Origin of the sequence: Dactylosporangium siamense, from assembly GCF_016862795.1 — a bacterium.
GTDB lineage: Bacteria > Actinomycetota > Actinomycetes > Mycobacteriales > Micromonosporaceae > Dactylosporangium > Dactylosporangium siamense.
This window is the reverse complement of record NZ_BONQ01000022.1, coordinates 42,016-62,125: the sequence shown is the minus strand read 5'-3', so window position 1 is coordinate 62,125 and position 20,110 is coordinate 42,016. Positions and strand designations below refer to the sequence as shown.

Genomic DNA, 20,110 nt, shown 5'->3' with positions numbered 1-20,110 from the left:
ACCTGGTTGTCGCAAGATCGCTGGGGGTGCCCAGATTGGTGATCGACGGGTTTTTGTGGTGGACGGCCCGCCCCCGTCGTCTCGCGCGCATGGCGGGCGAGGAGGACGACAGACCTTGACTGCCTGGAACCTGGACCCCCGGTCTTCAACTTGCCACGCGCATGCGTTCCAGTCGGCCGCGCCCGCCAGGGCGCAGGTCGTGCGAGCGCAAGCGAGCATTGGGGGTCCGGGGTGAGAATCCCCCGGCGGGACCCGCCGCGCCAGCGGTGGGGCAGCGAGTTACAGGCTTGAGTGCGAGCAACGCGAGCATGGGGGGTGTGGGGTGGCGCAGCCCCCCGCCGGGGTCGCGGCGCCAGCCGTGATCCCAGCTAGCACAGTGGCCCAGCTGGCACAGCTCAGCACAGCTCAGCTGGCCTTTCGGGTTATCAGCCAAGCCAGCGCGCCGGCTGCCACAACGCCGGCCAGGGAGGCGACCAGGAAGACCGGGCCGATGACGGCCTTCACGACGGCGAGGAGCAGGACGCTGACGATCGCGCCGGCGCTGACGACGGCGATCGCGCGGAGCAGCCAGCCGACGATGACGCCGGGCGAGACGATCGCGTCGTAGGGCAGGGCGGCGGCGAGGGCGGCGAGGGAGTGCGTGAGGTACAGGACCGTGGCCAGGGCGATGAGGCGCGGGATCGTGATGACCTGGTCGTAGAGGTAGGTGCCCAGGAGCCAGCCGAACACGCACAGCAGGATCGCCAGGCCGACCAGGCGGGTGCGGGGGAAGAGGGCGGGCAGCGCTGCCAGCACCGCGGCGAACAGCAGCGCGACGGGGCGCAGGATCACGTCGGCGGGGAAGGCGACCAGGGCCGAGACCAGGGTGAGCAGGAACACCATGAAGCGGACCAGCATGGGGCCGGCCGCGGCGCGTTCGAGCATGTCCTTGAGCCGGCCGAGGCGGGCCAGCAGGGCGTCCTGGAGCTCCTCGATCATTTGGTGACCGTCCGGGAGAGGGCGACGCGGGTCACGCCGCGCAGGATCTCGTCGAGGCTGCCGGCGCCGCCCCAGGGGACGACGGGGACGCCGTGCTCGCGGAGCTGGCCGATGACGCTGTCGCGTTCGAGGGCCCAGAGGCGGTGGGCGACGTGGCCCCACGGGCCGGTGCCGCGCAGGGCACTCGACGGCGCCGTGAGGGTGTCGACGGCGACCACGAAGCGGCCCGCGCGGGCGAGGTTGGCCAGCATCGCGGCGGAGCGCGGGTCGAGCAGCGGGGTGAGGACCATGACCAGGGCGTTGTGCTGCACCATGTGCGGGCCGAAGACCGAGGGCGGCGGCTCGTCGGCGACCTGGGCGGGGGCGATGTCGAGCAGCCATTCCAGCGTCGTCATGTAGTGCCGGCGACCGCTGGCGGCGCGCAGCTGGCGGACCTGGCCGCCGTACTGCAACAGGGCGACCCGGTCGCCGCGGCGCAGGTAGTGCTCGGCGATGCCGGCCGCGGCGCGCACGGTGGTGTCCAGGACCGAGGCGCGGCCGTCGATGCCGCCGGAGCGGCCCGCCTCGTGCAGCGCGTCGAGCAGGACGACGACCTCGGCGTCGCGGTCGGACAGGGTGCTGACGACGTGCAGCTCGCGGGTGCGCAGGGAGACCCGCCAGTCGATGCGGCGCAGCCGGTCGCCGGAGCCGAAGCGGCGCACCCCGGCGAGCTCGCCGCCTTCGCCGGGGCGGCGGGAGCGGTGACCGCCGACGTGCCCGGCGGCGCGGGGCATGGCCTCGTCGGCGTCGAAGTGCTCGATCGCCGGGTACGCCTTGATCGGCAGCGCGGGTGCCTGCACGGCCCGGCTGATGAGCAGGCCGTCGGCGGCGAAGCCGTGTGCGGTGACGGGGCCGAGCAGGTGGCGGCCCCAGCGCAGGACCCGGCCGTGCAGGTCGACGCCGGCGATGGTGCCGGGGTCGACGTCGACGACGTACGGGCGGTCACTGCGCTCGAGGCGGACCCAGCGGGGCACGGCGAGCCGGACCACGACGAGGTCGAACCCACCGGGGTTGGGGTTGCCGACGCCGATGTTCACGTCGAGATCGGCGCCCTCGACCACGAACGGCTCGGCGGCGGTGACCTCCAGCGTCGGCGCGCGGCCGGGGCGGCGCATGAGGGACAGGGCGGTGCCGACGGCGAACGGGGTGGCCAGCACGACCAGGTCGAACCGTCCGATGAGGACGGCGACGAAGACGAGCAACCCGGCGATGAACACCGCCCGGCCGAGTGCCCGGGTGGGCTCAAAGGCACGGGCGTGCGTCCGGCGCGGCCGCGGCTCAGCCACGCCTTCCGCCGTAGGTGGGCAGCGCGCCGCTGGCCGGCGCCGGGGTCTGCGCGAGCACCTCGCCCACCACGGCCCGGGGGTCGATGCGCTTGAGCCACATCTCCGGCAGGAGCGTGATGCGGTGCGCGAGGGCCGGCACGGCGACGGCCTTGACGTCCTCAGGGATGACGTAGTCCCGGCCGCTGAGCGCGGCGGCGGCCCGGGCGAGCAGCAGCAGGGCGAGCGAGCCGCGGGGGGAGGCGCCGACGAGGACCTGCGGGTGCGAGCGGGTCGCCGCGGCGAGCGAGACGATGTACCGCCCGATCGAGTCCTCGACGCTGACGTCCTCCAGGGCGCCCTGCATCGCGAGGAGGGTCTCGGAGTCCACGACGGGCTCGATCACCGCCTCCTCCTGCCGGCGGGTCATCCGGCGGCGCAGGACCTCCCACTCCTCGTCGGCCTCCGGGTAGCCGAACGAGACGCGCAGCAGGAAGCGGTCGAGCTGGGCCTCGGGCAGCGGGTAGGTGCCCTCGTACTCGATCGGGTTGGCGGTGGCGAGCACGTGGAAGGGAGGGTCGAGTCGGTAGGTGGCGCCCTCGACGGACACCTGCCGCTCCTGCATCGCCTCCAGCAGCGCCGACTGCGTCTTCGGCGGGGTGCGGTTGATCTCGTCGGCGAGCAGCAGGTTCGTGAAGACCGGGCCGGCCCGGAACGTGAACTCGTGCGAGCGCTGGTCGTAGAGGAACGACCCGGTCACGTCGGCGGGCAGCAGGTCGGGCGTGAACTGCAGCCGGCGGAACCCGATGCCGAGCGTCTGCGCGAACGACCGCGCGGTCAGCGTCTTGGCCAGGCCCGGCAGGTCCTCCAGCAGCACGTGACCGCCGGCGAGGATCCCGGCCAGGACCAGCTCCAGCGAGTCGCGCTTGCCGACGACCACCGTGCCGACCTGGTCGAGGACCACCTTGGCGATCCGGCCAACCTCGGCCGGTGCGAGCGTCTTCATAGCTCCTCCACCTTCGCGACGATCGATGCTACGTCCCCTGGGCTCGGCACGCGCGACGGCGGCTGATGCAGCAACGTCCACAGCTCCTCCCCCAGCAGTGCCCGGGCCTGTCTCGGCGAGCCCGCCAGGGTGATCCCGTGCCGTTGCCGCAGCCTGGTGTCGACCAGGTCGGCGATGCGGGGCACGACGAGGGCCCCGAAACGCTTCGCGTCCCGCTCGCCCCATACCAGGCGGTCCTCCCACCGGCCGACGGCCAGCCGCAGCCCGTCGAGCACCGGGATGCCGTCGAGGACCTCGCCGGTGCGCCGGGTCTTGGCGAGGGCCTTCTTCCTGGCGAGGGTCGGCGGCCGGACCGGGGTCAGCCCGCGTCCCGTGACGGCGACCGGCAGCTCGTCGGCGCGGACCTGCCGCAGCCCCTCCTGGATGATCCCGGCCGAGAGGATCCCGAGGAAGACGAGTGGGTACGACACGGTCAGGCCGAACACGTACAGCAGGCCCCACCCGACGGTGGTGAGCGCGAACGCGATGAACAGCCGGCGGATCCACCACCGGGTGTCATACGGCCGGGACGGCCGGCGCACCGGGCGCGGGTCGGCGGCGACGGCGGTGCGGCCGGCGTCGAACAGCTCTTCGAGGCTGACCATCTCGTCGGGGTTACGCGCCACGGACGGCACCTCCGCGCAGTGCCAGCTCGGCCCGCAGCTGCCGCAGCGCCTCGATCGCGCCCTGCCGGGACCGTTCGTCGACGGGGTGGGTGGCGTACCGGGCCTCGCGGTACACGAACGCCAGGCCCTCCAGGGTCGGCCGGCTGATCTGGTGCCCGGCGAGGAGGCGGGTGACCAGGTCGGTGGGGCTGTCGCCGGTCTCCCGCGGGGTGCCGGCGGCCGCGGCGGCCCGCTCCAGGCGGACCCAGCACGCGATGACGGCCTTGCGCGGGTCGGTGTCGGTGTCGGAGAGCTCCACGAGACCCGCTTCGACCGCGGCGATCACCGCGGCGCCGCCGTCGTCCGTCAGCTGGGCCGGCCGCTTCGGCTCGACGAACAGCCTGGCCTTGCGCTTCGGGTCGCCGTTGCGCAGCAGCGACCAGATCAGCACGCCGGCGGCGATGACCAGCAGGAGCACGCACAGGACCCCGGCGGTGTACGTCACCCATTCGGGGAACTCGTAGGACGACGCCTGCTCGGCCGCGGGCGGCGGCGGGAGGGTCGCCACCGCGGTGCTGGTCGGCAGGTCGGACGGCACGGGCGGGCTCTGGTCCAGCGGCGGCACCGGCAGCTTGTTGATCTCCGGCGAGGAGGTGGCCGCGGCGACGGCGGCGACACCGAGGGCGGCGATGACGGCGAGCACCGGCAACCAGCGGTTGAAGGTGCGGTCCATGACATCCCGTCGGTCAGCGTCATCCGATCCCGGCGAGTGCCTTCGCACGGGTGAAAACCTCGTCCAGCATTCCTGGCGTGAGCCTGCCGGTAAAGGTGTTCTGCTGGCTCACGTGGTAACAACCGAGCAACGCGGGGGCGGCGCCGGGTTGCCACGGGGCATCGCCGGCCTGCCACAGCGCGCCGTGGCCGAACGGTACCTTCCGTGCCGGTGCTACACCGTAGACGGCGCGCAGGGCGGGCCAGAACGCGGCCCACGCGAACCCGCCCAGCGCGATGACGACCCGCAGGTCGGGCCGGATGAGGGCAAGCTCGCGGTGCAGGTAGGGCGCGCACGTGTCGCGCTCCGCGGGGGTCGGCTTGTTGTCCGGCGGCGCGCACCGCACCGCGGCGAAGATCCGGGTGCCGGTGATCGTGAGGCCGTCGTCGCGGCTGACGCTGGTCGGCTGGTTGGCCAGGCCGGCCCGGTGCATGGCGGCGAAGAGGACGTCACCGGACCGGTCGCCGGTGAAGATGCGACCGGTCCGGTTCCCGCCGTGGGCCGCGGGTGCCAGGCCGAGGATGCCGATCCGCGCGTCGTGGGCACCGAAGCCGGGGAGCGGGCGGCCCCAGTACTCCTCGTCGCGGAAGGCGGCCCGTTTCGTCGCCGCGACCTCCTCCCGCCACGCGACCAGCCGGGGGCACAGCCGGCAGTCGCAGATCTCGGCGTCGAGGAGGTCGAGGTCGTCGGTCACGCCCCAAAGCTAGCGGGACGGCGACGGGCTCACGGCGGGCGGCGACACCGACGGCGGTGGCGAGGCGGTGACCGAGGGGCTGGCCGGGGAGCTGACCGGGGGGCTGGCCGAAGGAGTGGCGGACGGTGGCCCGCTGTCCGCCGGCTCCGGGGTCTCGGCCGGCCGCGGGGTGCCGAGGCACAGCGGGTAGGCCGCCGGTTTCGACCCGTCGCCGGTCGTGCAGCGCCAGTAGTCGCCGACCTGGATCGGGTTGCCGTTCTGGTCGTACAGGGTGACGCGCTCCAGGTGGCGGCCCTGTTCGTCGACCGGGAAGACGTTGGTCACGCCGGACAGCGGGCCGCCGGCGGTCGGGTAGTAGTCCGGGGAGGTGTACTGCCGCAGCAGCCTGGGCGCGTTGGCGACGACGAACAGCGTGCCGACGACGGCGACCGCGGTCGTGGCGAACCCGATCCAGCGCGGCAGCCGGGGCACCCCGGTGGCGCCGATGCGGATCGACACGACGATCGCCACCGCGATGAGCAGCCAGCCCAGTGGGTCGTCGAAGCGCTCCGTCGGCAGGATGTCGGTGGCGAAGATCAGCACCACGATCGCGACCGCGCGGGCAATCCACCAGGCGGGGCGCAGCAGCCGCAGGAACTCGGTGGCCCGCGGGTAGCCGATCACCTTGCCGGCGCGCTGGTCGAGGTCCGGCAGGGCGGCGACGAACCGCTCGTAGTAGACGACCAGCGGCGCCCGGTCCGCGCCCTCGGCCGGACCGGTGTCGAGGCCGGCGGCGGCGCGCAGCTCGGCGGCGTACGTCGCGGGCGGGCCGAGCCGGTCCACGAGCGGGCCGCCCTGCTCCTCGATCACCTCGGCGAAGTGCGCGGGCAGGTCCTCGAGCAGCTCCTCGCGGGCCTCCTTGGGCAGGTCGGCGAGGGCCGCCGCGACCCGCTCGTAGTAGTAGTCGATCTCGATCGTGGCTGCCTCGGTCACGACGTCTCCCCGATGAGCTGGTCCATGGTCGTGGCGAAGCCCCGCCACACCTTGCCCGAGGCGCCGAGCTGCGTGCGGCCGGCCGCGTTCAGCGCGTAGTACTTGCGGTGCGGTCCCGACTCGCTGGGGACCACGTAGGTGGTGAGCATCCCGGCCTGGAAGAGCCGGCGCAGGGTGCCATACACGGAGGCGTCGCCGACCTCATCGAGCCCGGCCGACCGCAGCCGGCGCAGGATGTCGTAGCCGTATCCGTCCTCGTCCCGCAGGACGGCGAGCACGGCCAGGTCGAGGACCCCCTTGAGCAGCTGGGTGGTGTCCACGTGAAGCAGAGTACTGTGCATTGCACACTACTATCAAGTGCGGGCATGCAAAAAGGCGGCCCGCGTGTCGCGGGCCGCCCTTCTCGCAGCAGGTTTCGAAAGAGGCTTCGCCGGCTACTTCGCCGGGCCGAGGCAGAGGGCCTGGCCGCTGGCGGTGTCGGTGCCCTGCCAGAGCACGGTCTTCGCGCCCTTCTCGATGTAGTCGTCGCAGACGGTGGTGTCCTGCTTCAGCGTCTCGGCCTGGCTCACGCCGTTCTTGATGCCGACGACCTTGTACTTCGCCTTGGCGTCGGTGCAGTCGACGATCTTCAGGCTCACCTCTTTGGTGGCGGTGCCGGTGATCTCGTCACCCTCGAGGCAGTTGCCGACCTTGGCGTTGGTGGAGCTGTTCTTGATCGAGTCGAAGATGCTGTTGCCGGTGAACCACAGGACCGCGCCGCAGGCCAGGCACAGCGCCACGACGATGCCGATGATGATCAGCGCGATCTTGCCACCGCGGCCCCGGCGGGGCGGGGGCGGCGGGGCACCGAACGGCGCGCCGGGCGGCGATCCGAACTGCGGCTGGTCGCCGTACTGCGGGGCGCCGTACTGCGGCTGCTGACCGTACTGGGGCTGCTGACCGTACTGCGGCTGCTGGCCGTATGGGTCGCCACCACCGGGAGGCGGCGGGTAGCTGCCGGGCGGCGGATACTGATCTGACATGTGGTTCCTTCCGGGTATGCCGCAAAGATCACCCTAACGGGCGAAGTGGTCCTGGGCCCGCAAAAGCGACCCACCGGCCCGCGGGAGACGGCTCACGATAACCGCAGACGGGTGATGCATACAGTCCAGTGCGCGGGCGTATTACGGTGTGCGCCGTGACCGATCTGCTGAAGCGCCTCGCCTCGGGCCCCGGTGTCTACCGTGGGCGCGGTGACGGGCTGGAGTCCGGACCGTTCGTCGCCCGCATCAAGGTGACCTCGGTGGTGCGCGGCAACGCGATCACCCTCGATTACGAAGCAGTCAGCGACAGCAAGGGGCTGCAACACGTTGAGCACACGATCCTCACAGCGAGTGAGGCCGGACGGCTCGAACTGCATGTCACGTGCCTGGAATTGCCCGGTGTGACCAGGTTCGTGGAGCACGAGGCCGGCGTCTTCAACGCGTATGAGGGACCCATGCCGGCGAGGATCATCATGACGATGCCGGCCGAGGGCGTGCTCACCTACGGCTGGTGGTGGTCCCGCGACGACGCCGAGCCGCGCGAGCAGTCCCGCGCCGAGGTGCGCCGCACCGGCTGAGGCCGCCGATCAGGACTGACGTAAACATGACATAGCCACGCCGTCCAGAATGTCCGACTCCGAGGCGACCACGGCCTCGGCGCCGGACCGCTCCAGGATGATCCGCAGGATCAGCGCACCCGCGCCGATCACGTCGGCGCGGCCCGGGTGCATGACGGCGTTCTCCAGGCGCTGCTCCGGCGTGGCGGCGAGCAGGTCCGCGGTCACCTTCGCCACGTCGGCGGTGGAGACCCGGGCCCGGTGGATGTGCTCGGGCACGTATTCGGTCAGGCCCAGCGCGAGGGCCGTCACGGTGGTCACCGACCCGGCGAGCCCGACGAAGGTGCTGGCCCGCCCGGCGTCGACCGCGGCGAGGGCCCGGTCGACCGCGCCGATGATGTCCTTCTCGGCGGCCAGGATCTGCGCCGGCGTCGGCGGGTGGTCGTGCAGGTGGCGCTCGGTGAGCCGGACGCAGCCGATGTCGACGCTGATCGCGGCCTCGACGCCGGCCGTGGTCCCCACCACGAACTCGGTCGAGCCGCCGCCGATGTCGAAGACCAGGAACGGCGGCTTCGCCTGCAGGCCCTGCACGGCACCGGCGAAGGTGAGCCGGGCCTCCTCGTCGCCGCTGACGACCTCCGGGGCGAAGCCGAGGGTGGCGGTGACCATCGCGCGGAAGTCGTCGGCGTTGGACGCGTCCCGGCTCGCGCTGGTGGCGACCATCCGCGCCCGGCCTTCAGTGGGGTCGACCCCGGCCGCGGCGATCTCCGCGGCGTAGTGGACCAGCGCCACCCGGGTGCGCTCGATCGCCTCCTCGGCCAGCCGGCCGGTGCGGTCGACGCCCTGGCCGAGCCGCACGATGCGCATCTGCCGGGTGACGTCGACCAGGGACCCGTCGGGCTGGCTGTCGGCGATCAGCAGGCGGACGGAGTTGGTGCCACAGTCGATCGCGGCGACACGGGTCATGCGGCCAACCTACAGATGCAGCAGCATCCGGTGGTTGCCGAGGGTGTTGGGTTTGACCCGCTCCAGGTCCAGGAACTCCGCGACACCCTCGTCGTAGGAGCGCAGCAGCTCCTCGTAGACCTGGTGGGTGACGGGGGTGCCGTCGATCGGCACGAACCCGAACGAGCCGAAGAACCGCGTCTCGAACGTGAGGACGAACACCCGCCGCACGCCGATCTCCCGGGCCGCCGCCAGCAGCTCCGCCACGATCCTGTGCCCGATCTTGTGGCCGCGGGTCATCGGGTCGACGGCGACCGTGCGCACCTCGGCGAGGTCCTCCCACATCACGTGCAGCGCGCCGCAGCCCACGATCACGCCGTCGCGTTCCGCGACCCAGAACTCCTGGACCGCCTCATACAGCGCCACGGTCGGCTTCGACAGCAGCCGCCGGTCCGCCACGTACATGGCGACCAGTCTCCGGATGCCCCGCACATCTCCGGTCCGGGCCCGCCGGACGGTTACCTCCATGACGGTCAGGGTAGTGGCGCGCGGATGTGGCATATGACACGTGAGCGCGTGCTTGTCGTCACCGCGGCGGTGGCGACCGTCGTTGCGGGCACCATGACCGTCATGTACCTGACCCGCGACCCCGGCACCCGGGTGGTGACCGTCGAGCGGACCCAGCTGGTGACACCCAGCGCGAGCGCCGCCCCGGTCCGCAGCGGCGGGGGCGTGAAGGCGGGCTACGCGGTGCGCAGCAAGTGGAAGGACGGCTTCAACGCCGAGGTGACCGTCACCAACATCGGCAGCCAGCCGCTGCAGGGCTGGACGGTGCAGTTGCAGCTGCCGCCGGGCGTGGATCTCACGTCGACCTGGGGCGCCGCCGCCGAGCACAAGGCGAACAAGGTGACGCTGCGCTCCCAGTCGTGGAACACCTACCTGGAGCCCGGCGGTTCGATCCGGATGGGCTTCGAGGCCAAGGGCAAGGCCGCCGATCCGGTCAGCTGCACCGTCAACGGGTCGCCCTGCTGACAGTTCGTTGAAAGACCGGGTGACCGGCCCCACATTGGCGGCATGCATCGTGCCGGTTCCCGAATCCTCGCCGTCGTGCTCGCGTCCGCGCTCGGCGCCGGCGCGCTGGGCTGCGGCCTCCTCAACCAGGTCAAGCAGACCGTCGACAACGTCTCCGCGATCACCGACCTCGCCGATCGGATGGGCAAGTCGGGCAACCTGACCTTCACCGCCGAGTACAAGACCGACGACGGCACCGCGACGACCGTGGTGCAGCAGCCGCCGAAGGCCGCGTACATCGGCAAGGACGGGCGCTTCATCCTCACCGAGGACACGCTGCTGGTCTGCACCGGCAAGACCGGCCAGAAGGTCGTGTGCCAGAAGAGCGCCGTGCAGACCGGCCAGCTCTCCTCCGCCGACCAGGCCGCCTACCTCTCGGCCGTCGCCGGCGGCGGCTTCATCAACACCGAGATGGCGCTCGCCCTGATGACCGCGGCGGCCGTGGTGCCGGGCGTCAAGATCGCCAAGAACTCCGCGACGATCGCCGGCCAGAAGAGCGACTGCCTCGACGTCACCGGCATCCCGCAGGACGCCAACGCCGGCCCCAACGACGTCTCGGCGAAGGAGTTCCACGTCTGCGTCGCCGAGAGCGGCCTGCTCACCCGCTTCAAGGGGGTCGGCACCGACGACAAGGCGATCGGCGTCGAGCTCAGCAAGTACAGCGAGAAGGTCGACGCGCAGGCGTTCGTCGCGCCGAAGGGCGCCCAGATCGTGCAGAGCTCCGCACCGCCGGTCGCGGGTAAGTAATCTTTCCTGTCCTGCTCTGTAGACGTCGGGCGGCGGAGGTGGCGGTGCTGCCGTAACGTGCAGAACCGTGCTGACGCCGCCCGCTGGTCTCACCGAAGCCGCGCTCGAGGAGGCCCTGCGACTGCAATGGGGTCTCCCCGTCGCGTCGCTGGGATACCGTGCGGTCGGCTTCGGCAGCCACCACTGGGAGGTCGCCGACGACGGCGGCAACCGCTGGTTCGTCACCGTCGACCAGGACGCCGACGTCGGGCGGCTCACGGCGTCCCTGAGCGTCGCGGTGGACCTGCACGCCATCGGCCGGACCTTCGCGGTCGCCCCCGTGCCGACCCGCGCCGGCGCGCCGCTGTTCGTCCTCGGCGACTTCGCCGTCACCGTCTACCCGTTCGTCGACGGCCAGAGCTTCGACTGGAACGCGTTCCGCGGCCCCGACCACCGCCAGGCCACCCTCGACATGATCATCCAGCTGCACACCGCGCCCGCGATCGTCCACCGGCACGCCCGCGTCGACGACTTCGCCGTCCCCGGCCGCGGCGAGATCGAGGCGGCGCTCAAGGCCCCGGGCCCCGACTGCGGCCCCTACGCCCGGCTGGCCGCGGAGCTGCTCGCCGGGCACCGCGAGGCCCTGGCCGGCCTCCTGGCCCGCTATGACGAGCTGGTGCTGGACAGCCACGGCGAACCCGTCCGCGCGGTGCTCACCCACGGCGAGCCGCACTCCGGCAACACGATGCTCACCCCGAGCGGCTGGCGCCTCATCGACTGGGACACGGTCCTGGTCTCCCCACCGGAGCGCGACCTGTGGCTCATCGAGCCGGGCGACGGCTCGATCTTCTCCGCCTACGCCGCCGCGACCGGCGTCCTGCCCCGTCCCTCGACGATCATGCTGTACCAGCTGCGATGGGCCCTGACCGACATCGCCGTCGAGGTGCGCCGCTTCCGCCGCCCGCACACCGGCACCGCCGACGACCTGGAGGGCTGGGAGATCCTCCGGTCGGTAGTCACCCGCATCTGAACTGTTACCCGCCAGTGGCTTCGCCAGAGCTCGCCGCCCCACCGCTGGCGCGGCGGGTCCCGCCGGGGGATTCTCACCCCGGACCCCCAATGCTCGCTGCGCTCACACAGCCGCGCGTGCCGCGCTGGCTGGGATCGCGCATACGCGCCCGTCCCGCGGCCGGCCACCGCCTCAGGGCGCCGCTCTCGTGGTCCGGTCGACCTTGTGTACCCCTGGTGCACAAGGGTTACCGGATCACGGGACGTCTCAGGTCGGCGGGGCGTCGACGCAGGGGCCAGCGGACCACCAGTCGGCGGCCAGGGCGAGGGTCTCGTCGCCGAACGGGTTGACGCCCGGGCCGACCGCGAGCGCGTGGCCGAGGTGGACGTGCAGGCACTTCACCCGGGTCGGCATGCCGCCGGCCGAGACGCCGTCGATCTCGTCGACGTGGCCGACCTGCTCGCGGCGGCGCAGGTAGTCCTCGTGGGCCGCCTCATACGCCTTGCGCAGGTCAGGATCCTCCGCGAGACGGGCGCCCATCTCGCGCATGAGACCCGAGGACTCCAGCCGGCTGCACTCGTGCACCGCCCGGGGGCAGGTCAGGTAGAACAGGGTCGGGAACGGGGTGCCGTCGGGCAGCCTCGGGGTGGTCTCGACCACGTCGGGCAGGCCGCACGGGCAGCGGTGCGCGACCGCGCGCGTGCCGCGGGGGGCGCGGCCGAGCTGGGCCGCGACCACCGCGAGGTCGGCGTCGGTCGCCGGTTCGAATTCCGAAGTCATCCTCAGTCCGCCGCCTCGACGCTCGACCACAGTTTGCTGTACCAGGGGCGCGGCGCCTTCTCGGCGCCCGGGATCGCCGTCGGGTCGATCTGCTGGCTGCGCGCCGGGTCGACCACGACGAACGGCTTCTCACCCGGCATGACCATGTGCAGCCGCTGCCGCGCCTGGCTTTTCACGTATTCGTTGTCGTCCCACTTCGCCGCCCGCTCCGCCATCTCGGCGATCTTGGCGATCTGCCGCTCCTGGCTCTGCTCCAGGGCCGTGATCTCGGCCTGCTGGGCGAGGTAGACGCGGACCGGATACGCGTAGGCCAGCAGCAGGACCAGCAGGACCAGGCCGAGGACCACGGCACGGTTGGTGAAACGCCTCGGCTGCGGGGCGCGGGTGCGCAGCGCGGCACCGCCGGTGGACACGGCCCGCCTGGCGACCGTCGGCCGGACCGGTGCCCGGCCCGCCCCGGCGGCCCCGGCGCGCTGCGCGCCACGGGGACCCGAGGCTCTGGTGGGCGCGCCGCGGCCGCCCGGCCTGGTGCGCTGCTGCATGCCTCCCCCTTGCGGAACACACCCGCGGCCCTCGGGAAGAGGGCCGCGGACATGAAACCGGACTAACGGTACCGCGGGAACGCGCCCCGACCGGCGTAGCGCGCCGCGTCGTCGAGCTCGTCCTCGATGCGCAGGAGCTGGTTGTACTTGGCGACCCGCTCGGACCGGGCCGGGGCACCGGTCTTGATCTGGCCGCTGCCGACCGCGACGGCCAGGTCGGCGATCGTGGTGTCCTCGGTCTCACCCGAGCGGTGGCTCATCATCGTGCGGAACCCGGCGCGGTGGGCCAGGTCGACGGCGTCGAGCGTCTCGGTGAGCGAGCCGATCTGGTTGACCTTGACGAGCACCGCGTTGGCGGTGTCGGTGGCGATGCCCCGGGCGATGCGCTGCGGGTTGGTGACGAACAGGTCGTCGCCGACGATCTGGATGCGGTTGCCGATCGCGTCGGTCATCGCCTTCCAGCCGTCCCAGTCCTCCTCCGACAGCGGGTCCTCGATGGACACGATCGGGTAGGCGTCGACGAGCTGGGTGTAGTACGCGATCATCTCGTCGGAGGACTTGGAGCCGCCCTCGAACTTGTAGCCGCCGTCCTTGTAGAACTCGGTCGCGGCCACGTCGAGCGCGAGCACGATGTCGCTGCCGAGCGTGTAGCCGGCCTTCTCGACGGCCTCCGCGATCAGGTCGAGCGCGGCGGCGTTGGTCGGCAGGTTCGGCGCGAAGCCACCCTCGTCGCCCAGGCCGGTGGACAGGCCCTTCTTCTTCAGGACCGACTTCAGCGAGTGGTACACCTCGGCGCCGGTGCGCAGCGCCTCACGGAAGGTCGGCGCCCCGATCGGGGCGATCATGAACTCCTGGACGTCGACGTTGGAGTCGGCGTGCGAGCCACCGTTGAGGATGTTGAGCATCGGCACCGGCAGCAGGTGCGCGTTGGGGCCGCCGAGGTACTTGAAGAGGCTCAGACCGGCCGAGTCGGCGGCGGCCTTGGCGACGGCCAGGGAGACACCCAGGATCGCGTTGGCGCCGAGGCCGGACTTCTCCGGGGTGCCGTCGAGGTCGAGCATGGCCTGGTCGATGAGGCGCTGCTCGGTGGCGTCGAAGCCGCGCACGGCCTCGGCGATGCGCTCGTTGACGTTTTCGACGGCCTTCTCGACGCCCTTGCCGAGGTAGCGCTTCGAGTCGCCGTCGCGCAGCTCGTTGGCCTCGAAGGCGCCGGTCGAGGCGCCGGACGGGACGGCCGCGCGGGCGAGGGTGCCGTCGTCGAGGACGACCTCGACCTCGACGGTCGGGTTGCCCCGCGAGTCCAGGATCTCCCGCGCGCCGATTGCTTCAATCGTGGCCACTGTCACTCCTTGCAGACAAAGATTGGTCGGCCGCCACGGTGCGGCACCCTGAGCCTATCGGTTGCACGGATCTTGCTGACCCGCACCTACAGGTTGAGCAGGGTGCGCAGGTGGCGGGGCGGGGGCGAGCCGTGCGCGAGCATCCGGTCGTGCCAGTCGCGCAGCGTGACGTCCACCGGCCGTTCACCCGCGATCTCACGCACCTCGGTGTAGCCCACGAAGTAGGTCGACAGCTGCGTCGAGGACAGCAGCGCGCGCCGCCACTTCCCGGCCGCCTCCCCCTCCTCCTGGAACCCGGAGTCCATCATCAGCGCCATCGCCTCCCGCTCGGTCATCCCGTCGCAGTGGATCCGCTGGTCGATGATCGCGTTGATGCTCATCCGCAGCTGCATCTTCAGCTGCTGCAGGCGCACCGGCAGGCCGCCGAAGCCACGCTCGGCCATCAGCTCCTCGGCGTAGACCGCCCAGCCCTCCACGAACGGCCCGGACCAGCCGATCGCCCTGGCCCGGGTGCGGCCCCGGAAGCGGCGGGCGTGCGCGAGCTGCAGGAAGTGCCCGGGGGTCGCCTCGTGCACGGTGAGGTCGACCAGCATGTGGTTGTTGTACTCGCGGTAGAACGACGCGACCCGCTCCGCGGACCAGTCCGACGGGGTGGGTGAGATGCAGAAGAACGTCGGCAGCTCGGCCGTCTCCAGCAGGCCCGGCGGGTCGCAGTACGCGACGGCGACGCCCCGCGCGAACTCCGGCATCTCCATGATCACGAGCGGGTCGTCGATGAGGGTGACGAGGTCGTGGTCCCGCACGAACGCGGTCGCCTCGTCCAGGGACACCTTCGCCAGGTCCACGATCGAGTCGTTGTCCGGCACATCGAGCGCCGCCTGCGCGAACGCGGCGCGCACCGTGTCGTCGGTCTCCGGGCCGCCGGTCAGCTCGGCCGCCGCGGCCCGCAGCTGAGCCGTGACCCGCGCCAGGTTGGCCTCGGCACGGTCCAGCACCGTCGCCGCGCCGAGCTCGGTGTCGAGGGTGTGCCACAGCCGGGCCTCCCACAGCCGCCGGCCGAGGCGCGGGTCCCGGTCGGCGGCGTCGACCCGCCCGCGCAACCAGGAGGCGAAGTCGTCGAGCTCGGCCGCGGCCCGTTCCTGCAGCGGCCGCACCACGTCGGCCAACCCGGGCGCCTCTTGCAACATTTCGCCGAGCTCGTCCCGTACCAACCGCGCAGTGCCCTGGAACTGCCCTTGTGCGGTCTCCACGTGCACTTTCGGCATGTCCGTGAGCATGTCGCGGGCGGTCGCGAGCGCGTCGGGGATCGCTGCCAGCCGGGCCGCGATCGACACCAGCCGCTCCTCGGCGGGCGCGAACGGCCGCGAGATCAGCGCGTCGAGCAGCGTCGCCGGGTTGTGCACGAGCGGGTTCCACTCGTGCTCGCGGACCTCGGTCCGCTCGAACAGCATCCGCTCGACCCGGGCGAGGAGCACCGCGTGGTCGACCTGCTCCTGCGGGTCGAGCAGGTCCAGGTCGACCTGGGTCAGCGCGGCGGAGGCGTCGCGGAGCATGTCGACGTCGCCGGCGACCGCCTCCGCGGACAGGTCGGGCAGCCGGTCGTCGAACCGGTGATCGCCGGCCGACGCCGCGAGCCTGGGATCCGACTCCAGCAACGCGTCGGCGATGTGCTCGGCAAGGGGCACGAAGTCATGCGACATGCCCTGAACCTACTCCTGGACCTACACGAGTCCGGCGAGCGTCCGCACCGCTCTCGCGAGCTCGTGGGGCGTGTGCGCGGCATATCCGAGGACGAGCCCGGGCGGCCCCTTGCGCACCCGCAGCGACGACAGCGCGAGCGGGCCGAGCCCGTGGTCGAGCGCCCGCTGCGCCAGGTCCCGGTCGTCGGTCCCGGGCGGCAGCTCCACGACCAGGTGCAGTCCCGCGGCGATCCCGCCGATGCGGGCCCGCGGCAGGTGCCGGCGCAGCGCGGCGACGACCGCGTCCCGGCGTTCGCGGTGCAGCCGGCGGGCCCGGCGCAGATGCCGGTCGTAGCCGCCGCTCGCCAGGAACTCCGCGAACGCCAGCTGCTGCAGCGCCGGGCCGCCGTTGTCGGCGTCGGCCTTGGCCGCGCACAGCGCCGGAAGGACCGCCGCCGGCGGCGCGAGCCAGCCGAGCCGCAGCCCCGGCGCGAGGACCTTGCTGACCGAGCCGACCAGGGCGACCCGGTCCGGGGCGAGGCCCTGCAGGCAGGCGACGGGCTCCCGGTCGTAGCGGTGCTCGGCGTCGTAGTCGTCCTCGACGATGAGCCCGTCGACCCGGCGGGCCCACGCGATGAGCTCGGTCCTGCGCTGCGGCGCCAGCACGACACCGGTCGGGAACTGGTGCGCCGGGGTGACCACGACCGCCTTGCACCTGCTGCGGCCGAGCGCCCGCACGTCGAGGCCGTCGGCGTCGACCGGCACCGGGACGACCTCGAGCCCGAGCCGCCCGAGGTGGTCCCTGAGCGCCGCCGGGCCGGGGTCCTCCAGCGCGATCCTGCGCACGTCCTGCTCCCGCAGCACCTTCGCCAGCAGCGCCAGGCCCTGCGTCACGCCGGCGGTCACGATCAGCCCCTCCGGTGCCACCAGGGCGGCGCGGACCCGTCCGAGGTAGCCGGACAGCTCGCGGCGCAGCCGGGGCGCGCCGGTCGCGTCGCCGTAGTCGAAGTCGGCGTCCAGGGCGCTGGTCAGCGCCGTCTCGTAGGCCCGGCGCCACGCCGTGCGCGGGAACATCCCCAGGTCCGGCACGCCCGGCCGCAGCGGCGCGACCGTCGCCGGCCGGTCCGGCGGCTCACTGCGCCGGCGCGGGACGGCCGTGGCGACGGCGGCGACGACGGTGCCGGACCCGCGCCGGGTCAGCAGCCGCCCCTCGGCGGTGAGCTGCTCATACGCCCCCACGACCAGCCCTCGCGACACACCGAGGTCCGCGGCCAGGTCCCTGGTCGACGGCAACCGCGTCCCGGGCGCCAGCCGCCCGCGGGTGATCGCCTCCCGCAGCGCGCCGACGAGCTGGTCGCCAACCCGCGGCCGAGTGCGGTCAAGCTCGACCAACGCCTCCCAGACCGACAAAGTGGACCTCCAAACACGGGGCTCGGTGGCACTGTAGCGTGGACCACTGCCGATCGTAAGTTCACCGTCATGAACCGGCTCTACACCTTGTACTGCGTGCTGACCTGCGCGATCCTCGGCTCCTCGTTCACCGTCAGCCGGTCCCTGGTGGACTATCCGGTCCTGACCGGGCAGGCGCTGCGCTACACCCTCGCCACGGCCGCGCTCGCCCTGCTCACCTCCTGGCTGCGCCCCACGGGACGCGAGCTGCTGCGGCTGGCCCTGGTCGCCGCGACCGGCCTGGTCGGTTTCAACGTGCTGCTCATGTACGCCCTCCGCCACGCCGACCCGGCCGCCATCGGCACGATCGTCGGGGTCAGCCCGCTGCTGCTCGCGCTGCTCGGCCCGCTGCAGGAGCGCCGCCGTCCGTCACCCCGCCTGCTGCTCGCCGCCACGGTCGTGGTCCTCGGCGCCGTCCTCGTCGAGGGCGGTGGCCGCATCGACGGTCCCGGCCTGCTCGCCGCGGTGGGGGTGCTGCTGTGCGAGGCCGCGTTCTCGCTGCTCGCCGCGCCGCTGCTGCCCCGCCTCGGCCCGGTCCGGGTGTCGGCCTGGAGCACCGCCCTCGCCGTGCCGATGCTCCTGGTGGTGCTGCCGTTCAGCGGCGAGCTCCCCCGGCTGCCGACCGTGGGCGAGGGCTCGGCGCTGGCCTTTCTCGGGCTCGTGCTGACGGTGGTCGCGTTCGTCTGCTGGTACACGGGCGTCGCCCACCTCGGCGTCGAACGCGCCGGCGTCTTCGTCGGGCTGGTGCCGGTGTTCGCCCTCGCCACGGTCGCCGTCACCGACCGGGTCGCCCCCGACCCCCGCCAGCTCGCCGGCGTCCTGGCCGTCGCCGCCGGCCTGGTGATCGGCCTGAGGCGGGCGGGGCGGGATGCCTCGAACCCGGCCGCGACGCCGGCGCCGGCGACCGCCTGATCGACGAGCGCGTCGAACGCGTCGCGGCGGGGATCGGGAAGGCGGCGCCGCTGCGGGATCCCTACTCGGCGCGGCGGACGGCGTCCATGTAGGACAGGGCGGCGATGCGCAGCGCGGCCTCCGCGTCCTGGCCGGTCTCGTGCGCCTGGACGACGAGGGCGAAGAGCGCCGCCCCGAGCGGGTCGGCAGGGGTGAAGGGGACCGTCAGGCCGGCCCGGGCGACGCGGTGCAGCAGCTTCGCCACGAGGGCCAGGGCCGGCTGGGAGAGGGCGACCCCGTCGACGGCGGAGCCACGGGACTTCTCGGCCTGCTTGATCTGCTCCCAGTTGGCGATGATGTCGTCGATGCCGCCGACCTCGGTGTCGGCGAAGACGTGGGGGTTGCGCCGGATGAGCTTGTCCACCAGGTCGCCCGCGACGTCGTCGAGGGTGAATCCGGCGGTCTCCTCCGCGAGGCGGGCGTGCAGGACGACCTGGAGCAGGACGTCGCCGAGCTCCTCGCGCACCGCGTCCAGGTCTTCGTCGCGGATGGCGTCGTAGAGCTCGTAGGACTCCTCCAGCAGGAACGGCGCCAGCGAGGCGTGGGTCTGGGCCCGCTTCCACGCGTCGCCGGTCTCGGGGTGCATGAGCCGGTCCATGACCGTGACGGCGTCCAGGACGCGGGCGCCGGGCGGGTCCCAGGAGCCGTAGAGCAGCTCGAGGTCGGCGAGGCCGGGCTCGCGGGCCAGCCGGAGGCCCAGGGACCGGGCGAGGTCCTCGTCGCCGTCGGGTGAGGCGAGCCAGACGAAGGTGCCGTGCTCGGCCAGGGCGTCGAGCAGGACGTCGACGGTGGGCTCGACGACGGTGACCGAAGCACCGGCGGCACGCAGGGCGTCGACCTGGGACGACCCGAACGCGGACCCGGAGGCGGTGAGCACCGGGTGGGCGCGGACGAGGTCCCACGCCTGGGCGGTGAGCACGCCGGCCGGGAGCCGGGGTGACGTCACCAGCAGGATCACGCTGCCCGGCACGGTGCCTCAGACCTCCTCGAAGGACCCCGCGGAATCCGGGGCGACAGTCAGGTGCACCAGGATACTGGCCCGCGCGGGGCCGCCGGACTGGCCGAGGTTGACCTCCACCGGCAGGCCGTAGGTGAGCCCGGCGTAGCGCGGGTTGACGGTGATGCCGGAGGTGGCGACGGCCTCGTCGAGCAGCCGGCGCAGGGCGATCATCCGGCCGATGCTGTCGCGGTTGAGCAGGTACTGGACCTGTTCGAAGGTGTACCGGTCGGAGACCGGCCGGCCGGTGGGGAAGTACAGCGCGTCGAAGGCGGCGCGCTGCTGGTCGCGGGTGGGTTCGACGGGGGTGACCGACTGGGCGAGGGTGAGCAGGACGTTCTGGGTGTCGGTGACGAGGGACACGATCGGCGCGTCGGTGGGCAGGTCGTAGTACTCCGCGACGGCCGACGGGGTGGTGGTCCGGGACAGCGGGAGCGAGCCGGCCGCGGCGAGCCGCCCGCCGACCTCGCGGATGATCATCGAGCCGAGGACGTAGCCGGTGACCTCGCCGCGCTGGGCCGCGGCGAAGGGCAGGTCGGCGGCGACGCTGCGAACCTCGTCGATGGTGACGGTGTCCCCGCCGAGGTACGCCGCGACGTTCGGGTCGGACCGGCAGCCGGCGAGGGACGCGCACGCGAGCGCCGCGACCAGCGCGAGGACACGGAACCGGGACAT

23 protein-coding genes are annotated in these 20,110 nt (G+C 72.7%); 5 read left to right on the top strand and 18 right to left on the bottom strand.

What is annotated here, in order from left to right; translation table 11 throughout:
* Positions 1-405: 405 nt before the first annotated feature.
* From Dsi01nite_RS07020 to Dsi01nite_RS06980, 9 genes are all read right to left on the bottom strand, one after another.
* Entirely contained in the window at positions 406-978 is a 573-nt protein-coding gene (locus tag Dsi01nite_RS07020) for a hypothetical protein (protein ID WP_203845211.1), read from the bottom strand.
* Positions 975-2,303: a DUF58 domain-containing protein gene (locus Dsi01nite_RS07015; protein WP_203845210.1), complete on the bottom strand. Its 1,329-nt coding sequence runs from the start codon at positions 2,301-2,303 to the stop codon at positions 975-977. The genes Dsi01nite_RS07020 and Dsi01nite_RS07015 overlap by 4 nt, the downstream gene beginning before the upstream one ends.
* Positions 2,296-3,285: an AAA family ATPase gene (locus Dsi01nite_RS07010; RefSeq protein WP_203845209.1), complete on the bottom strand. Its 990-nt coding sequence runs from the start codon at positions 3,283-3,285 to the stop codon at positions 2,296-2,298. Before Dsi01nite_RS07010 ends, Dsi01nite_RS07015 begins: the two co-directional genes overlap by 8 nt.
* Entirely contained in the window at positions 3,282-3,950 is a 669-nt protein-coding gene (locus Dsi01nite_RS07005; RefSeq protein ID WP_203845208.1) for a hypothetical protein, read from the bottom strand. Before Dsi01nite_RS07005 ends, Dsi01nite_RS07010 begins: the two co-directional genes overlap by 4 nt.
* Positions 3,940-4,662 (bottom strand): DUF4129 domain-containing protein, encoded by a 723-nt coding sequence (locus Dsi01nite_RS07000; RefSeq protein WP_203845207.1) that lies wholly within the window; start codon positions 4,660-4,662, stop codon positions 3,940-3,942. Before Dsi01nite_RS07000 ends, Dsi01nite_RS07005 begins: the two co-directional genes overlap by 11 nt.
* A gap of 19 nt (positions 4,663-4,681) precedes the next feature.
* Complete coding sequence (locus tag Dsi01nite_RS06995) at positions 4,682-5,395, bottom strand: uracil-DNA glycosylase (protein WP_203845206.1); 714 nt, start codon at positions 5,393-5,395, stop codon at positions 4,682-4,684.
* Positions 5,396-5,404: 9 nt separating this feature from the next.
* Positions 5,405-6,367 (bottom strand): HAAS signaling domain-containing protein, encoded by a 963-nt coding sequence (locus Dsi01nite_RS06990; RefSeq protein WP_203845205.1) that lies wholly within the window; start codon positions 6,365-6,367, stop codon positions 5,405-5,407.
* On the bottom strand, positions 6,364-6,687 hold the full coding sequence (locus Dsi01nite_RS06985) for a PadR family transcriptional regulator (RefSeq protein WP_203845204.1): 324 nt from the start codon (positions 6,685-6,687) through the stop codon (positions 6,364-6,366). Before Dsi01nite_RS06985 ends, Dsi01nite_RS06990 begins: the two co-directional genes overlap by 4 nt.
* Positions 6,688-6,801: 114 nt before the next feature.
* Positions 6,802-7,389, bottom strand: coding sequence for an LppU/SCO3897 family protein (locus tag Dsi01nite_RS06980; RefSeq protein WP_203845203.1), 588 nt, complete (start codon positions 7,387-7,389; stop codon positions 6,802-6,804).
* A 155-nt stretch (positions 7,390-7,544) separates the two neighbouring features.
* On the opposite strand from Dsi01nite_RS06980, the gene Dsi01nite_RS06975 reads away from it, so the two are divergent.
* On the top strand, positions 7,545-7,967 hold the full coding sequence (locus tag Dsi01nite_RS06975) for a hypothetical protein (RefSeq protein WP_203845202.1): 423 nt from the start codon (positions 7,545-7,547) through the stop codon (positions 7,965-7,967).
* A gap of 9 nt (positions 7,968-7,976) precedes the next feature.
* Here Dsi01nite_RS06975 and Dsi01nite_RS06970 read toward each other — a convergent pair whose 3' ends face one another.
* Positions 7,977-8,912, bottom strand: coding sequence for a Ppx/GppA phosphatase family protein (locus tag Dsi01nite_RS06970; protein ID WP_203845201.1), 936 nt, complete (start codon positions 8,910-8,912; stop codon positions 7,977-7,979).
* Between the two features lie 9 nt (positions 8,913-8,921).
* Positions 8,922-9,419: an amino-acid N-acetyltransferase gene (locus Dsi01nite_RS06965; protein ID WP_239135738.1), complete on the bottom strand. Its 498-nt coding sequence runs from the start codon at positions 9,417-9,419 to the stop codon at positions 8,922-8,924.
* Between the two features lie 33 nt (positions 9,420-9,452).
* On the opposite strand from Dsi01nite_RS06965, the gene Dsi01nite_RS06960 reads away from it, so the two are divergent.
* The 3 genes from Dsi01nite_RS06960 to Dsi01nite_RS06950 all read left to right on the top strand — a co-directional run bounded on the left by Dsi01nite_RS06960 (position 9,453) and on the right by Dsi01nite_RS06950 (position 11,718).
* The gene (locus tag Dsi01nite_RS06960; protein ID WP_203845199.1) at positions 9,453-9,923 is read left to right on the top strand and encodes a cellulose binding domain-containing protein; all 471 of its coding nucleotides are present in this window, start codon (positions 9,453-9,455) and stop codon (positions 9,921-9,923) included.
* A gap of 42 nt (positions 9,924-9,965) precedes the next feature.
* Positions 9,966-10,709: a hypothetical protein gene (locus Dsi01nite_RS06955; RefSeq protein ID WP_203845198.1), complete on the top strand. Its 744-nt coding sequence runs from the start codon at positions 9,966-9,968 to the stop codon at positions 10,707-10,709.
* Between the two features lie 67 nt (positions 10,710-10,776).
* Positions 10,777-11,718 carry a phosphotransferase gene (locus Dsi01nite_RS06950; RefSeq protein ID WP_203845197.1) on the top strand — a complete coding sequence of 314 codons (942 nt, stop codon included), beginning with the start codon at positions 10,777-10,779 and terminating at the stop codon, positions 11,716-11,718.
* A 246-nt stretch (positions 11,719-11,964) separates the two neighbouring features.
* Here the strand turns inward: Dsi01nite_RS06950 and Dsi01nite_RS06945 are convergent, their stop codons facing one another.
* From Dsi01nite_RS06945 to pdxR, 5 genes are all read right to left on the bottom strand, one after another.
* A complete protein-coding gene (locus Dsi01nite_RS06945) occupies positions 11,965-12,477 on the bottom strand; it encodes a DUF501 domain-containing protein (RefSeq protein WP_203845196.1) in 513 nt (170 codons plus the stop codon).
* Positions 12,478-12,479: 2 nt separating this feature from the next.
* The gene (locus Dsi01nite_RS06940; protein WP_203845195.1) at positions 12,480-13,019 is read right to left on the bottom strand and encodes an FtsB family cell division protein; all 540 of its coding nucleotides are present in this window, start codon (positions 13,017-13,019) and stop codon (positions 12,480-12,482) included.
* 62 nt (positions 13,020-13,081) lie between these two features.
* Positions 13,082-14,359: a phosphopyruvate hydratase gene (gene eno, locus Dsi01nite_RS06935; protein ID WP_203845194.1), complete on the bottom strand. Its 1,278-nt coding sequence runs from the start codon at positions 14,357-14,359 to the stop codon at positions 13,082-13,084.
* Positions 14,360-14,445: 86 nt separating this feature from the next.
* Positions 14,446-16,059 (bottom strand): DUF885 domain-containing protein, encoded by a 1,614-nt coding sequence (locus tag Dsi01nite_RS06930; RefSeq protein ID WP_203845193.1) that lies wholly within the window; start codon positions 16,057-16,059, stop codon positions 14,446-14,448.
* Positions 16,060-16,080: 21 nt separating this feature from the next.
* Entirely contained in the window at positions 16,081-17,448 is a 1,368-nt protein-coding gene (gene pdxR, locus Dsi01nite_RS06925) for a MocR-like pyridoxine biosynthesis transcription factor PdxR (protein ID WP_239135737.1), read from the bottom strand.
* Positions 17,449-17,517: 69 nt separating this feature from the next.
* On the opposite strand from pdxR, the gene Dsi01nite_RS06920 reads away from it, so the two are divergent.
* Positions 17,518-18,399 carry a DMT family transporter gene (locus tag Dsi01nite_RS06920; protein ID WP_203845192.1) on the top strand — a complete coding sequence of 294 codons (882 nt, stop codon included), beginning with the start codon at positions 17,518-17,520 and terminating at the stop codon, positions 18,397-18,399.
* A gap of 61 nt (positions 18,400-18,460) precedes the next feature.
* On the opposite strand, the gene Dsi01nite_RS06915 is transcribed toward Dsi01nite_RS06920, so the two are convergent.
* Together Dsi01nite_RS06915 and Dsi01nite_RS06910 are read right to left on the bottom strand one after the other, a co-directional pair.
* Entirely contained in the window at positions 18,461-19,408 is a 948-nt protein-coding gene (locus Dsi01nite_RS06915; RefSeq protein ID WP_203845191.1) for a nucleoside triphosphate pyrophosphohydrolase, read from the bottom strand.
* A gap of 6 nt (positions 19,409-19,414) precedes the next feature.
* The gene (locus tag Dsi01nite_RS06910; protein WP_203845190.1) at positions 19,415-20,110 is read right to left on the bottom strand and encodes a hypothetical protein; all 696 of its coding nucleotides are present in this window, start codon (positions 20,108-20,110) and stop codon (positions 19,415-19,417) included.

Coding starts and splice junctions, on each gene's coding strand:
- Dsi01nite_RS07020 (WP_203845211.1), bottom strand. CDS start 978: ATGATCGAGGAGCTCCAGGACGCCCTGCTGGCCCGCCTCGGCCGGCTC.
- Dsi01nite_RS07010 (WP_203845209.1), bottom strand. CDS start 3,285: ATGAAGACGCTCGCACCGGCCGAGGTTGGCCGGATCGCCAAGGTGGTC.
- Dsi01nite_RS07000 (WP_203845207.1), bottom strand. CDS start 4,662: ATGGACCGCACCTTCAACCGCTGGTTGCCGGTGCTCGCCGTCATCGCC.
- Dsi01nite_RS06980 (WP_203845203.1), bottom strand. CDS start 7,389: ATGTCAGATCAGTATCCGCCGCCCGGCAGCTACCCGCCGCCTCCCGGT.
- Dsi01nite_RS06970 (WP_203845201.1), bottom strand. CDS start 8,912: ATGACCCGTGTCGCCGCGATCGACTGTGGCACCAACTCCGTCCGCCTG.
- Dsi01nite_RS06965 (WP_239135738.1), bottom strand. CDS start 9,419: ATGGAGGTAACCGTCCGGCGGGCCCGGACCGGAGATGTGCGGGGCATC.
- Dsi01nite_RS06960 (WP_203845199.1), top strand. CDS start 9,453: ATGACACGTGAGCGCGTGCTTGTCGTCACCGCGGCGGTGGCGACCGTC.
- Dsi01nite_RS06955 (WP_203845198.1), top strand. CDS start 9,966: ATGCATCGTGCCGGTTCCCGAATCCTCGCCGTCGTGCTCGCGTCCGCG.
- Dsi01nite_RS06945 (WP_203845196.1), bottom strand. CDS start 12,477: ATGACTTCGGAATTCGAACCGGCGACCGACGCCGACCTCGCGGTGGTC.
- Dsi01nite_RS06940 (WP_203845195.1), bottom strand. CDS start 13,019: ATGCAGCAGCGCACCAGGCCGGGCGGCCGCGGCGCGCCCACCAGAGCC.
- Dsi01nite_RS06930 (WP_203845193.1), bottom strand. CDS start 16,059: ATGTCGCATGACTTCGTGCCCCTTGCCGAGCACATCGCCGACGCGTTG.
- Dsi01nite_RS06920 (WP_203845192.1), top strand. CDS start 17,518: ATGAACCGGCTCTACACCTTGTACTGCGTGCTGACCTGCGCGATCCTC.
- Dsi01nite_RS06910 (WP_203845190.1), bottom strand. CDS start 20,110: ATGTCCCGGTTCCGTGTCCTCGCGCTGGTCGCGGCGCTCGCGTGCGCG.